6 protein-coding genes and 2 pseudogenes are annotated in these 14,511 nt (G+C 54.1%); 5 read left to right on the plus strand and 3 right to left on the minus strand.

Annotated features, from left to right (window positions below; all coding sequences use genetic code 11):
- Positions 1 to 706: 706 nt before the first annotated feature.
- The 3 genes from JFT85_RS10580 to JFT85_RS10590 all read left to right on the plus strand — a co-directional run bounded on the left by JFT85_RS10580 (position 707) and on the right by JFT85_RS10590 (position 11,597).
- Complete coding sequence (locus tag JFT85_RS10580; protein WP_201229823.1) at positions 707 to 3,076, plus strand: hypothetical protein; 2,370 nt, start codon at positions 707 to 709, stop codon at positions 3,074 to 3,076.
- Positions 3,077 to 3,378: 302 nt separating this feature from the next.
- The gene (locus JFT85_RS10585; protein ID WP_053254567.1) at positions 3,379 to 6,225 is read left to right on the plus strand and encodes a valine--tRNA ligase; all 2,847 of its coding nucleotides are present in this window, start codon (positions 3,379 to 3,381) and stop codon (positions 6,223 to 6,225) included.
- 104 nt (positions 6,226 to 6,329) lie between these two features.
- Entirely contained in the window at positions 6,330 to 11,597 is a 5,268-nt protein-coding gene (locus JFT85_RS10590) for an RHS repeat-associated core domain-containing protein (RefSeq protein WP_201229825.1), read from the plus strand.
- A 261-nt stretch (positions 11,598 to 11,858) separates the two neighbouring features.
- On the opposite strand, the pseudogene JFT85_RS10595 reads toward JFT85_RS10590, so the two are convergent.
- Positions 11,859 to 12,122: pseudogene (locus JFT85_RS10595) on the minus strand (transposase); the annotation flags it as partial.
- Between JFT85_RS10595 and JFT85_RS10600 the strand changes: the two are divergent.
- Positions 12,113 to 12,261: pseudogene (locus JFT85_RS10600) on the plus strand (hypothetical protein); the annotation flags it as partial. The pseudogenes JFT85_RS10595 and JFT85_RS10600 sit on opposite strands and share 10 nt — an antisense overlap.
- A gap of 112 nt (positions 12,262 to 12,373) precedes the next feature.
- Here JFT85_RS10600 and JFT85_RS10605 read toward each other — a convergent pair.
- The gene (locus tag JFT85_RS10605) at positions 12,374 to 12,799 is read right to left on the minus strand and encodes a hypothetical protein (RefSeq protein WP_069551851.1); all 426 of its coding nucleotides are present in this window, start codon (positions 12,797 to 12,799) and stop codon (positions 12,374 to 12,376) included.
- 240 nt (positions 12,800 to 13,039) lie between these two features.
- Here JFT85_RS10605 and rlmF point away from each other — a divergent pair, with 240 nt between their 5' ends.
- Positions 13,040 to 14,059, plus strand: a complete 1,020-nt coding sequence (gene rlmF / locus JFT85_RS10610) for a 23S rRNA (adenine(1618)-N(6))-methyltransferase RlmF (RefSeq protein WP_053254564.1) — start codon at positions 13,040 to 13,042, stop codon at positions 14,057 to 14,059.
- Positions 14,060 to 14,131: 72 nt separating this feature from the next.
- On the opposite strand, the gene JFT85_RS10615 is transcribed toward rlmF, so the two are convergent.
- On the minus strand, positions 14,132 to 14,413 hold the full coding sequence (locus JFT85_RS10615) for an HU family DNA-binding protein (RefSeq protein WP_003188840.1): 282 nt from the start codon (positions 14,411 to 14,413) through the stop codon (positions 14,132 to 14,134).
- Positions 14,414 to 14,511: the final 98 nt, after the last annotated feature.

The following is a 14,511-nucleotide window of genomic DNA, read 5'->3' on the forward strand; positions in this document are numbered from 1 at the left end:
ACATCATGACCTGGCCGCCTGTCGTAACTGGTATTTCTAACAGTAGATGTCCCAGCGATTAAGGACAAAGCTCATCTGAAATTATCCCTCGTCGGAGATTTACATGATGGGCGTTCCCACTCTGTTCTATCCAATTACCGAATGGACACCTGTGCGCTTCCCGATTTTCTTCGGCGAAGGAACTCCAGGCCAACCTGTCTCCATATGTCAATCAGGTACCGGTCTAGTCGTTGCACAAACAACCGTCGATGAAAACGGTAACTGGCTGACTCAATCCGATATAGCGCTACCTTTGGGCCCCTATTCTGTCTCCGCCTATTACGACCTGAGCCAAGGGTATGCACCCAATCTTGCCTTTCACGTTGGCGACCCTTCTCCAATGGCAGGAAACGGCCCCTCCGAGTCAGATAATTCCCCCGTTCTCACCAGCCTGACTATCGTTGACTCCCTTCGCCCGTGGCTTACAGGGACGGCACCACCGAATGCGACTGTGGTGATTGCCCATTCGGGTGGCAGCGTTTACTACGCTTCAGTGGGTGCGGACAGTAATGGCTATTGGGAAGCCACGCCGACTACTGACCTTGTCGTTGATGCCAATAACTGGGTAGACCTTGCGTTGATCGCGAATGATGCCGGGGGCAACGCTTTATCGCCTTGGGTGGGTGTTCAGTTGACGGTTTTATTGACGAGCACTGGGGACGGCGCCATGGCCGATGGCACCCCACCTGTCATCAACAGCCCGGCCAACAACAGCTCCGTCCAGACAGTCCGACCAACATTCACCGGCAAAGCCGCTCCCAACGCCAGGATTGGTGTGCACAATGATGCCGTCAACGTCTACTACGGCGATTGTTATGCCGACGCCAACGGCAACTGGACCTACCCATTTCCTCAAGATCTTGCTCCTGGCCAGGTCACGTTGAAGTTCGGCCAGTTCAGTCAATCCGCTAGGCTATCGGCCGATACGGCCCATACGCTTAACATCGCACTATCTGGTTCTGGCAACGCCTTGCCTTCCGGCAGCGCGCCTCAACTCACCAGCCCCACCACCGTCAACTCACTGCGTCCCTTACTGACCGGCAAAGCCGCGCCCAATGCCATCGTCTATGTTTATCTTGAAGGCGGCAGCGTGTTGTTTGGCAAACCTCAAGCTGACAGCAACGGTGATTGGAACCTGCAACTGAGTCAGGACATCTACTCCACCTCGACGCCACTGGTCCTGGCGGAATTCAATGCCAACGGTGCTCTGATGTCTGGCTGGACAGCAGTTACCCTGACCATGAGCACTGCACCCACCAGTAACACCTTGCCTTCCGGCAGCGCGCCTCAACTCACCAGCCCCACCACCGTCAACTCACTGCGCCCCTTGCTGACCGGCAAAGCCGCGCCCAATGCCATCGTCTACGTTTATCTTGAAGGCGGCAGCGTGTTGTTTGGCAAACCTCAAGCTGACAGCAACGGTGATTGGAACCTGCAACTGAGTCAGGACATCTACTCCACCTCGACGCCACTGGTCCTGGCGGAATTCAATGCCAACGGTGCTCTGATGTCTGGCTGGACAGCCGTTATTCTGACCATGAGCACTGCACCCACCAGTAACGCCTTGCCTTCCGGCAGCGCGCCTCAACTCACCAGCCCCACCACCGTCAACTCACTGCGCCCCTTGCTGACCGGCAAAGCCGCGCCCAATGCCATCGTCTATGTTTATCTTGAAGGCGGCAGCGTGTTGTTTGGCAAACCTCAAGCTGACAGCAACGGTGATTGGAACCTGCAACTGAGTCAGGACATCTACTCCACCTCGACGCCACTGGTCCTGGCGGAATTCAATGCCAACGGTGCTCTGATGTCTGGCTGGACAGCCGTTATTCTGACCATGAGCACTGCACCCACCAGTAACGCCTTGCCTTCCGGCAGCGCGCCTCAACTCACCAGCCCCACCACCGTCAACTCACTGCGCCCCTTGCTGACCGGCAAAGCCGCGCCCAATGCCATCGTCTATGTTTATCTTGAAGGCGGCAGCGTGTTGTTTGGCAAACCTCAAGCTGACAGCAACGGTGATTGGAACCTGCAACTGAGTCAGGACATCTACTCCACCTCGACGCCACTGGTCCTGGCGGAATTCAATGCCAACGGTGCTCTGATGTCTGGCTGGACAGCAGTTACCCTGACCATGAGCACTGCACCCACCAGTAACACCTTGCCTTCCGGCAGCGCGCCTCAACTCACCAGCCCCACCACCGTCAACTCACTGCGCCCCTTGCTGACCGGCAAAGCCGCGCCCAATGCCATCGTCTATGTTTATCTTGAAGGCGGCAGCGTGTTGTTTGGCAAACCTCAAGCTGACAGCAACGGTGATTGGAACCTGCAACTGAGTCAGGACATCTACTCCACCTCGACGCCACTGTCTCTGGGGGAATTCAATGCCAACGGTGCTCTGATGTCTGGCTGGACAGCAGTTACCATGACCATGAGCACTGCACCCACCAGTAACACCTTGCCTTCCGGCAGCGCGCCTCAACTCACCAGCCCCACCACCGTCAACTCACTGCGCCCCTTGCTGACCGGCAAAGCCGCGCCCAATGCCATCGTCTATGTTTATCTTGAAGGCGGCAGCGTGTTGTTTGGCAAACCTCAAGCTGACAGCAACGGTGATTGGAACCTGCAACTGAGTCAGGACATCTACTCCACCTCGACGCCACTGTCTCTGGGGGAATTCAATGCCAACGGTGCTCTGATGTCTGGCTGGACAGCAGTTACCCTGACCATGAGCACTGCACCCACCAGTAACGCCTTGCCTTCCGGCAGCGCGCCTCAACTCACCAGCCCCACCACCGTCAACTCACTGCGCCCCTTGCTGACCGGCAAAGCCGCGCCCAATGCCATCGTCTACGTTTATCTTGAAGGCGGCAGCGTGTTGTTTGGCAAACCTCAAGCTGACAGCAACGGTGATTGGCAACTGCAACTGATTCAGGACATCTACTCCACCTCGACGCCACTGGCCCTGGCGGAATTCAATGCCAACGGTGGTCAGGTGTCTGGCTGGACAGCAGTTATCCTGACCATGAGCAAGACATAAACCAGTCTGGTCGCACGGTAGCTGGTGACGCGCGAAGCACAATGACTCAGCGTGCGATACCAGCGACCAAGCGCCCATTTCACGGGGCTAAATCGGTCTGAACAGCAGCGTATTGCCAGAATGGGCTTACGTAACAATTACCCTCGCTCAAAAAGAGAGTGCCAGCCTGTGTAAACCACATCGAGTTCAACCGGGTGATGCAGTTTTTTACATCGCCCATCACCTCGCCCTACGCGCGCTGGCTCATCCCCGCTATACTTCCCGGCTTTTCCTGAATAAATGCCAATAGGGTCCCGCCGCGCATGGATAAGACCTACCAGCCGCACGCCATTGAAACTTCCTGGTACAACACCTGGGAGTCCGAGAACTATTTCGCCCCGCAAGGCGCGGGCGAGTCCTACACCATCATGATTCCGCCACCGAACGTCACTGGCAGCCTGCACATGGGCCATGGCTTCAACAATGCGATCATGGATGCGTTGATCCGTTTCCGCCGCATGCAGGGCCGCAACACCCTGTGGCAACCGGGCACCGACCACGCCGGTATCGCCACGCAGATGCTGGTGGAACGCCAACTCGAGGCCACCGGCCAGAACCGTCACGACCTGGGTCGCGAGAAATTCCTGGAAAAGATCTGGGAATGGAAAGACCAGTCCGGCGGCAATATCAGCCGTCAGATCCGTCGCCTGGGTTCGTCCGTCGACTGGAGCCGCGAGCGCTTCACCATGGACGACGGCCTGTCGGAATCCGTGAAAGAAGCCTTCGTACGCCTGCACGAAGACGGCCTGATCTACCGTGGCAAGCGCCTGGTCAACTGGGACACCAAGTTGCACACGGCGATTTCCGACCTCGAAGTGGAAAACCACGACGAGAAAGGTTTCCTGTGGAACCTCAAGTACCCGCTGGCCGATGGCGCCAAGACCGCTGAAGGCAACGACTACCTGATCGTCGCCACCACCCGTCCGGAAACCATGCTCGGCGACGCCGCCGTCGCAGTTAACCCGAACGACGAGCGCTACCAGGCGCTGATCGGCAAGTTCGTCGAGCTGCCGTTGGTGGGTCGCCGTATCCCGATCATCGCAGACGACTACTGTGACCCTGAATTCGGCACCGGCTGCGTGAAAATCACCCCGGCCCACGATTTCAACGACTACGAAGTCGGCAAGCGCCACAACCTGCCGCTGTTGAACATCTTCGACAAAAACGCCGCCGTATTGCCGGCCTGTCAGGTGTTCAATCTGGACGGCACGCTGAACGACAGCATCGACGGCAAGATCCCGGCCGAATACGCCGGCCTCGACCGTTTCGAAGCGCGCAAGCAGATCGTGGCCGCCTTTGACGCTGCCGGCTTGCTGGTGAGCGTTGACGACCACGGCCTCAAAGTGCCGAAGGGCGACCGTTCCGGCACCATCATCGAGCCGTGGCTGACCGACCAGTGGTACGTGTCCACCAAACCATTGGCCGAGCCTGCGATTGCTGCCGTGGAAGACGGCCGCATTCAGTTCGTGCCCAAACAGTACGAAAACATGTACTTCTCGTGGATGCGCGACATCCAGGACTGGTGCATCAGCCGTCAGCTGTGGTGGGGCCACCGCATTCCGGCCTGGTACGACGAGTCGGGCAAAGTCTATGTAGGCCGCGACGAAGCCGAAGTGCGCGCCAAGCACAACCTCGGCCCGGACGTTGCGCTGCAACAGGACAACGACGTACTGGACACCTGGTTCAGCTCCGGCCTGTGGACCTTCTCCACCCTGGGCTGGCCGCAGCAGACCGAGTTCCTGAAGAAATTCCACTCCACCGATGTACTGGTGACCGGCTTCGACATCATTTTCTTCTGGGTTGCCCGGATGATCATGCTGACCATGCACCTGGTGAAGAACGAGGACGGCACCCCGCAGGTACCGTTCAAGACCGTGTACGTACACGGCCTGGTGCGGGATGGCCAGGGCCAGAAGATGTCCAAGTCCAAGGGTAACGTCCTGGACCCTCTGGACATCATCGACGGCATCGACCTGGAAACCCTGGTGCAGAAGCGCACCTCGGGCCTGATGCAGCCAAAACTGGCGAAGAAGATCGAGAAGCAGACCCGCGACGAGTTCGCCGACGGCATTGCCAGCTACGGCACCGACGCCCTGCGTTTCACCTTCTGCTCGTTGGCGTCCACCGGTCGCGACATCAAGTTCGACATGGGCCGCGTCGAAGGCTATCGCAACTTCTGCAACAAGATCTGGAACGCCGCGCGTTACGTGCTGGATAAAGGCGAAGACTGCGGCCAGAACGGCGAAGCAGTTGAGCTGAGCCTGGCGGATCGCTGGATCATCTCGCAGTTGCAGCGCACCGAAGCCGAAGTAACCCGCCAACTTGACCAGTTCCGTTTCGACCTGGCCGCACAGGCCTTGTACGAGTTCATTTGGAACCAGTATTGCGACTGGTACCTGGAACTGTCCAAGCCCGTGCTGTGGGACGAAAACTCGCCGATCGAGCGCCAACGGGGCACCCGTCGCACCTTGGTACGCGTACTGGAAGTGGCACTGCGCCTGGCGCACCCGTTCATGCCGTTCATCACCGAAGAGATCTGGCAGCGCATCGCGCCGCTGGCCGGTATCGAAGGCAAAACCATCATGCTGCAACCTTGGCCGGTGGCCAATGAAGCGCGCATCGATGAGGCGGCCGAAAGCGATATCGAATGGCTCAAGACCCTGATGATGGGCACGCGTAACATCCGTGCCGAGATGAACATCGGGCCGGGCAAGCCGTTGGCAGTGTTTGTGAAGAACGCCAGCAGCGAAGATCAGCGTCGCCTCAGCGAGAACGACGCACTGCTCAAGAAGCTGGCGAAGCTGGAGTCGATCACGGTATTGGCTGACGGCGCCGAAGCACCGCTGTCCGCGACCGCGCTGGTCGGCGAGATGGAAGTGCTGGTGCCGATGGCCGGCCTGATCGACAAAGGCGCGGAATTGGCCCGTCTCGATAAGGAAATCCTGCGCCTGCAAGGCGAAGTGCAGCGAGTGGGCGGCAAGCTGTCCAACGCGGCGTTCGTCGACAAGGCGCCGGCGGAGGTGATCGATAAGGAGCGCGCCAAGTTGGCTGAAGCTGAACAGGCTCAGGGCAAGTTGGCGGAGCAACGCAGTCGGATTGCCAGCTTGTAAGTCAATGCTGGAATAAAAAGAGAGACCTTCGGGTCTCTTTTTTTTGCGCAAAATTAACTGATCTAACTATGGAGACACTTAAGCGCGAAAAGTTATAAAAAACTGTGAACATTGACAGTATCAACCCACTGGAAAGCGGCATTACTCTGAAACAAAGCTCTCTGCCGTGCATCATTTTGAGCACGGAGGCAGCCTACTTTTTAAGGAGTTTCCAGATGGCTAATTCGACAGCTGTTGAACAACGTGTCGTTGACGAAGGTAGCCCGAATATTCATGGGGTCGACCCCTTTTCGGGCGCATTTTGCACATTTATCCCGATAGCTGAATTAGTTGGAAATAATGGGTTGGGCCCGACTTTGGATCTGAAGGTTTACCACACGTCGGGCCGCGGCACCCACTACCTCGAAAATTGTAGTATCCGATTTAACCATGCTTATTTTTACGAAGACCTTCTACCAACACTTCCGAGCAACAATTTCGGCGAAACTTACTTAGAGAACGGAGCCAGTTGGACATGGGACGGAAAAAGCGATATTGCCTTACCCCACGTCGTTATCAGCCGGGATAGCAAGCAACTTAAATTCACACATAAAAGTGGAAAACAAGAACGTCTTACCAAATTCCGAGCCCCCTCATCCAACCCGCAAATAGATGAAGGCTATTATCTTCCAACTACAATAAGTTCACCCTCTGGGCATAAAATTTACCTCCAATGGGATTTGATTAAAGAAACCAACTCACTCATAGACCTGTGGCTCCCACGCCTACAGTCAGTAGCCGACGAGTCAGGAACCCTATTGACCGTTGGTTACACCATGCTCGGCAGCAAAATGAAGGTCACTTTCGATGTATGGCCAGGAACCAACGACAATTACACGATGGATTTTCAATTTACCGAGGGCTTGTTGAGTACAGTACGGCAGAGCAACCAGATAGACACGACAGCGTTCGAGTACACCGGCTCTATCAGCAAAATAAAACACAGCAGCGGACTCACGGAGGCAATTAGTTATCAGAACGGCAAAGTTTCCAACCACCTTATTACCGACAACAACGCGACCATCATACAAAACAATCAATATATTTACACCACCTCAAAAGGCAACCAAATCACCTCAGTAACGGAGATAGGCAATAAAAAAACTGAATATCAGTTTTCGACCAACCGCCTACCGACAAAAGAAACAACTTGGGTAGATGGCTTATTATTGAAAACCGTTGAGTTAAGTAGAACCGTGAAAAACGGAGGGACTGTCCTCACGGGTGCCGCTAATGACCCCCTCCCAGACCGTATTGAAAGCACCACTAGCACGACCTACACCAACCCCGACCTGACCGCTCGCAAGGAAGTCGTCGTTATCACAATGGACACCTTAGGCAACATCATTTCAAAGACAGAAAACGGCGTAACAACGGAGTGGACTTATTATCGGGGAATGTTGGAAGAAGACATACTCGTCAAAACAGAAAGAGTTAACACTCCCACAACGCCTTTGAGTGTTATTGCGGCCATAGGTGATTACGCAAACCCTATCGGCTGGGGATTCCAGCTGTTCGGTAAAGCCGGGTTGACCTGGGGTACACGTGAGCTGCGCCAAAAGGTTATTTCGCCTTACGTCACCAGTAACGGTCAACAGACCTTCAACCTCCCGGTGGCCATTCGTTGCCCTGGCGACCCAAATTACTTCAAGGTTCACGTCGAATCCGAAAAGGTCTATACCCTGAACAACGGCCAACGGACTGACTTGCAGTGGACCTTCTACAGTTACGATGGGCTGCCGGTCAAAGACGCCCTGGTAAAAGGTCCAACCCTCAAACCTTCGAAAAAATTGACAATCTATAACCCGGTTGGGGATGCCAATGGCAGGCTCTCATCATGGGCGAACGGCAACATGGTGCTTGAAGAGAATACTTATGATACTGACATTAATTCACCTCACCATGGGCGGTTATTGAACAGCACGCAATCTATCCTTGACGCCGCCGGCAAGGTCGTTCCGGGCTCTGTAGTCAGTACTGCGATCGGCTACGGGCTTTCCAACAATCAACTCACTACAACCACTAATGTGACCGCGGGCACTGCACCTGCAGTCACCGGAACTCAAGTCATTCAAACGCTCACCGGCTTGCTTAAGTCCCACATTGATGCCCAAGACAATACGACCCTTTATGAATACGACGCGCAGCGCCGTATAATCCAACAAACCGTATATGACGGCGAGCCCGAGCTCAAAGGCACGACCACTTTCACCTACGTAGACGCTGGCACCGAAACTCAAGTAACGCGTACCAGCCCGTTCGGAGAACAAAGCAGAGACGTATTTGATACGTTGGGCCGCCCCATCCGAAACGAGTGGCTACACACTGATGGTTCATGGCTGAAGTTATACGAAATAACTTACGACGCCCAAGGTCGAGAGGCGTCCACGACACAATTCGACTACACCGCCAATAAAACGCAATTGCCCACGCAAACACGTAACTTCAGCTATGACCGCTGGGGGCAGCTCTCAGAAATCAAGTGGGCCGCGAGTGGTGAGACCGAGAATTTTTCGTACGACCCGGTCAACCGCAAGACCTCAACCTGGGTAGCACAAGGCAGTGAAACGGGCGGGCGCACCATACAGGTATTCGACGAACCCGGTGGAGAACAACGCCACGAGTCGTATCTTCATGCCAATGGTAAGTTCGTGAGCTCACAGACGTATCGCTACAACGCCCTGGGTCGTCTGACCACCGAGACTTCAAGCGAGGCATATGCGATTCACCGTAATTACGACGCTTTTGGTCGCGTAAGCCGTGTGGAAACCGCCGGTATCACAACGATTAATGACTTTCCTGCCCATATCCAAGCACCCGTAGCGACAGCTGCCAAGCTGGAATCCAGCGGCCAAACAGTTTCACTGGGCACCCAGACAGTAGATGGCCTGAGCCGCGTGACGGCTACCGTACTCGGCGGCACTAAAGTGAACTATGCCTATATCGGCAGCGGGAATTGGGGCAAAGCAGATACTCAACCCAGCGCAACGAACACCTCATCTACTCGCATTAAGCTGAGCAATGCTTGGGACGCGCAAACCCGTACCCTTACTGAAACCATTACCGGAGGCATTTACCGAGGTAGTGATTCAACTACCTCTCAAGCAAGATACGAATACTCCATTCAAGGCCTCTTACTGCAATCAACTGATGCGTTCGGTAACAGCACTCAATACACTTACGACACCCAAGGCCGTCTACTGAACAGCTCCAGCGCAACGCTGACCGTAGACTTTATATATGGCCCGCTAGGTAGACTGGAATCCGAAACATTGAATGATCTAACCCATGGTAAGACCATGACGACTGCGTACACTTACAACGCATCCGGTCAAGAAATTCAACGTCAATTCAATGCCACAGGTTTTCCACTCCTTACATTAAAAACAACGTATACCACCTCTTTAATCGCTGAAATGGAAATACTGCAAGATGCATCACTGTTGCGCAAGGAAGAGTACCGTTACGATTTCAGAGGGCAACTCGAAACCTATCTGTGCAGCGGCCCCCATAAACCCTCCACGCCTGACCGCTATGTGATTGACCGACAGGATTTTATATACGACATGGCCGGCAACCTGACTCAATGTACCGTGACAAGCAATGGCAGTACGTTTATCGATAAATACACATTTGGGGCTGCAGACCCCTGCCAACCTCAATCCACTACACTTCAGAGAGGTAAGACTCAACAAACTCATTCTTATAAATATGACAGCCTTGGTTATCTTATAAACAAAGACGGCTTCCCACTCACTTACAATATCCAGGGTCAATTAACCGTTCACAGTGACGCACAACAACGTTTCGACTACCATTACGACAACATTGGCCGACTCGCTGGGTGCTCAGGTACGAACCACTACGACCAGTACTATTATAAAGATGACTTCCAATACGCTCGGAAAGGTGTATTTAGCAGCAATGGAGTTTTTAGCTACCGCACTTCTATTTTGATGAACCAGAGCACTTCCTGCTTATTGCTGCAGCAGAGTATCAACCAAGACAGCAACATGCCAACAACAAGCCGCAGTTTCGAGGTAAAAGACATCAAAGGCTCGGTGATTGCCAGTTACGACCTGTCTACCAATTCAATTTCATACTTTGTTTACACGCCATACGGCTATCGCCCTCATACCATCGATCAGCGCTCGTGGGTTGGGTTTAACGGCCACCCCATGGACAGCGTTACCGGTAATTATCCTCTGGGGAACGGAGCGAGAGTCTACAATCCCGCGAAACAAAGCTTTGACGCTCCTGACCCTATCAGTCCGTTTGGTGCAGGTGGATCAAATCGATATCGGTATTGCAGCAACGACCCGGTCAATAAAAGTGACCCCTCTGGGTTCGCGGAGGTCTTGAACCAATACTCTGTCATTACCCACGCGCCAGCGATCGAAAACCCGGTTGTAGCCGCTGTGGGGATCGGCGTAATCGGTATCGCACTGGCACCCTTTACCGGCGGTGCTTCAATAGGGTGGACGGTAGCAGCGGTAGGTTTAGCTACTGTGTCCGCGGGCTTTGGTATCGCCTCTGCGGCACTACGAGAAAGTGACCCTGACCTCTCAGAAGCATTAGGTTGGGCTGCACTCGGGACCGGTCTGCTCGAAGCAGGCGCAGGCGCCGGGCTAGCTTTGCGCGCTGCAAGAGCAGGGGCAAAGGGGGCAGCCAGGGAAACCAGTCTCGCGTATCAACACAGCAGCATAGCCAAAGGCCAGATGGGCGTTGAAACGCTGACCGTTAAGACACGGAGTCTTGGTTTTCACAATGGACCCGCTTCATATGAGCTTTACAGCGGAGGTCCGAACGCTACTAAAGCGTATATTTACAGCCACGGAGCGTCGCGTGCCGAGAAGTTCCGATTCGCTCTTCCATCAGGAGTGGACCTTCATTTTTTAGCACCTAAAGGCGCGTCAATTGCGACAGATGATAGCCGATTGCTACAGCATCTTTCGGGAAGGCTGAATGGAAACTATATAAGCAAAGCACACAATTCACTTAACCCCAAATTAGCACCCGACTATATCTTGACCGAGTTCAAGCCTAAAGACATGGTAACCAACAATATTCTCAAAACGCCGCAAGACCTGGACAAAGTAATGAAACAATTAGCAGCGGCCCATAATATCGATATTATTCGCCCAAAGGGTCAGATACCGCTCAGCGAATTGATCACGTCACTTCAAGCGCAGAACTACAAAAAAATATACGGCTCGTTTTGCCGGGGTCCTATTCGGGATTTCGTTGGCGTCGCAGAAATCAAAAGAATAAGACATTCAAAATGGCGCATGTTCGTACTGGACATGGACGCCTCATTGGCTAATCGAGTTTAACCAAGCAACATCTCCTACTCACGATGGAGATCTCGCTAACACCGCGCTCCCGATGCACTCGGGAGCCGGCATCGGCCTGATACACGCCGCCACCAAGTTGAAAGTGCACCCCCTAAGGAAGGTCTGAAGTACCCACCGTTTTTTGATCCCCTCTTTGCGTGAGGTTCAAAAAGCGCTGATTCGGTCGAATCATTAGACCTTTCCACTTCTTAATTCATGATTTTCCTCTAAGTCGCGCTGTTTCAGGGCGATTAGCCCGCATTACAGGCGCACCTCTCCAGTATTCAACAATCGTTTTCGCACCATCCACAAGTTCGACAAGGCGAACAACGTCGTCTGCTGAGCACTGCTTTTCGTCAGACCACGAAAGCGCACTTTCGTATAGCCAAACTGGCGCTTGATCACCCGAAACGGATGCTCAACCTTGGCTCTGACTTGCGCTTTCGCATACTCAAACCCGCGTAGCACACTGCCGATCACTATGTCTTTGCCATGCTCTTTGTACGAGCTTGGCCGTGCAGCAAGTGGACGGCAAGCTGTCCAACTCGGCGTTTTTGGACAATGCGCCGGCTGAAGTGATCGAGAAGGAACCCGCCAAGTTGGCCGAGGCTGAGCGGGCGTTGGGTAAGCTGGCCGAGCACATGTGTGGATCTCCAGTCTGTAAGCTGGAAACCATGTAAAAAAGAGACCTTCTCAGGTCTCTTTTTTATGGGCGCTTTTTGATCAATATGGCAACTATCAACTTGCCACGAGCGAGCAGCAGGTTGAGGGCGGGCTTATTGCGATACAGGCGGAACATTTACCTGGCCCGTACCCGGATCACCCACTTTCCCATTCGTCCTGACCCCCTTAGAAACCCATTTGCCCGAAGTAACAGTAAACTGGACATTTGATCCCGCTGGAAGATTCAGCGGAGAAGAAAGGGTCGTATTCTGGACGCTAATATTAGTCGCCTTTGAACCATTATTTTCAATAAAGAGGTTTTTACCTTCTCTGAGTGAAGCCCCAGCCACTCCAATAGTGAGCGGATCGGCAAAGTCGCCATCACTGACCCGAAACGCAGACGCGCCTGCTGACTCTACAATAATAGTCCCGGCGGCTTTACCATTCATCGTATTCTCCGAAGGAGACTCCTCAGCCGCCCACGCATTCATCGCCAGCAAGATCGACCCAACTAAAATGACAGAAAAGTGCTTATTCATTGTGTATTACCTTAAGTAGATTGAGACACAACCTGTGTTTTTCAATAAAAAATTAACACACTGAAAAATCAATAATCTACTGTCAGAAATAACAGGTCAGCTAACCATTAAAGAATAACTCTTCACGTTATAATTCCGTTTTTACGCGCATTCTGGTTACTCTCCCAAAGCTAGATATTCCTGTTTTCAGTCAGGAATGTGTGACAATACCCACCACTTTGAGCCCACACCAGAATCAACATGACCGCCCCCAGCACACCCAAACCACCGCGCAAGCAGCCTAAAACCGCAGCCCCGGCCAAGCCCGTCGCGCCGCGCAAAGAGGCTACCTTGCACCCGCGCAACCGCCACACAGGCCGTTACGACTTCCCGGCGCTGATCAAGACCACGCCGGAACTGGCGAAATTCGTAATCATCAACCCTTATGGCAAAGAGAGCATCGACTTCGCCAGCCCGGACGCGGTGCGGGTGTTTAACCGGGCACTGCTTAAATCATTCTATGGCATCCAGCATTGGGATATCCCGCAGGATTACCTCTGCCCGCCAGTGCCGGGGCGTGCCGACTATGTGCACTTCCTCGCCGACCTGCTGGCCAGCGTTAACGACGGCAAGATTCCACGCGGCTCTATCGTCAAGGTGCTGGACATCGGCATGGGCGCCAACTGCGTCTACCCGCTGATTGGCTATATGGAATATCGCTGGAATTTCCTCGGTTCCGAGGTCGATCCTATCGCTGTGGCCGCCGCCAAGGCTATCGTGCAGTCCAATGACCTGAGCAAGGTCATCCAACTGCGCCAGCAACCCAACCCCAAGCAGATCCTGCTGGGCTTGCTGGAGCCGGGTGAGCGCTTTGACCTGACCATGTGCAACCCGCCCTTCCACGCGTCCATGGACGAAGCCACCAAGGGCAGCGAGCGTAAATGGCGCGCCCTGGGTAAAGCTGATCCCAAGCGCAAGCTGCCGGTGCTGAACTTCGGCGGGCAATCGGCGGAGTTGTGGTGTGAAGGCGGCGAAGCGCGTTTTGTCACGCAACTGATCGCTGAGAGCGCGCATTTTGCCCACAAGGTGTTGTGGTTCAGCACACTGGTGTCAAAAGCGTCGAATTTGCCCGCGATTGAGACAGCGCTCAAAAAAGCCGGCGTGCTGGAAAGCCAGGTGGTGGAAATGTCCCAGGGCCAAAAGCAAAGCCGTTTCGTGGCCTGGACTTTCCAGACCAAGAACGAGCAGCAGATCTGGCGCCAACGCTGGGTTCGCGACTGACCCACGGTTAAACCGCAGGCAACAAAAAACCGTGCCCGGATCGCTCCGAAGCACGGTTTTTTTTGCTGCGTCTTACTTGTTAACAGCGTCGGTCAGGCCTTTGGCCACAACCAGCTTGATAACTTTCTTGGCAGCGATTTCGATGGCGGCGCCAGTCGAAGGGTTACGGCCAGTACGGGCTGGACGCTCGGTCACTTTCAGTTTGCCAACGCCTGGCAGAGTGATTTCGCCGCCGTTTTCCAGCTGATCAGCAACAACTTGGCTCAGTTGGTCCAGCAGAGCGCGCACGGTAGTTTTCGGTGCGTCTACTGCTTCAGCCAGGTCAGCGATCAGTTGGTCTTTAGTAATAGCCATTGTGGTGTTCCTTCCCTATCAAATTCATATGGATTGCAGAGTGCAGTGTCAGCCGTCGAGCCCGACCGTCATGGTCTGGCACCCCCGGCTATAACCAC

The sequence above is a fragment of the Pseudomonas sp. TH04 genome (genome assembly GCF_016651355.1).
GTDB classification, from domain to species: domain Bacteria; phylum Pseudomonadota; class Gammaproteobacteria; order Pseudomonadales; family Pseudomonadaceae; genus Aquipseudomonas; species Aquipseudomonas fluorescens.

Bases quoted from the DNA above. Each gene is read 5' to 3' on its own strand.
- JFT85_RS10605 (WP_069551851.1), bottom strand. From the start codon at position 12,799: ATGAATAAGCACTTTTCTGTCATTTTAGTTGGGTCGATCTTGCTGGCG.
- JFT85_RS10585 (WP_053254567.1), top strand. From the start codon at position 3,379: ATGGATAAGACCTACCAGCCGCACGCCATTGAAACTTCCTGGTACAAC.
- rlmF (WP_053254564.1), top strand. From the start codon at position 13,040: ATGACCGCCCCCAGCACACCCAAACCACCGCGCAAGCAGCCTAAAACC.
- JFT85_RS10615 (WP_003188840.1), bottom strand. From the start codon at position 14,413: ATGGCTATTACTAAAGACCAACTGATCGCTGACCTGGCTGAAGCAGTA.
- JFT85_RS10580 (WP_201229823.1), top strand. From the start codon at position 707: ATGGCCGATGGCACCCCACCTGTCATCAACAGCCCGGCCAACAACAGC.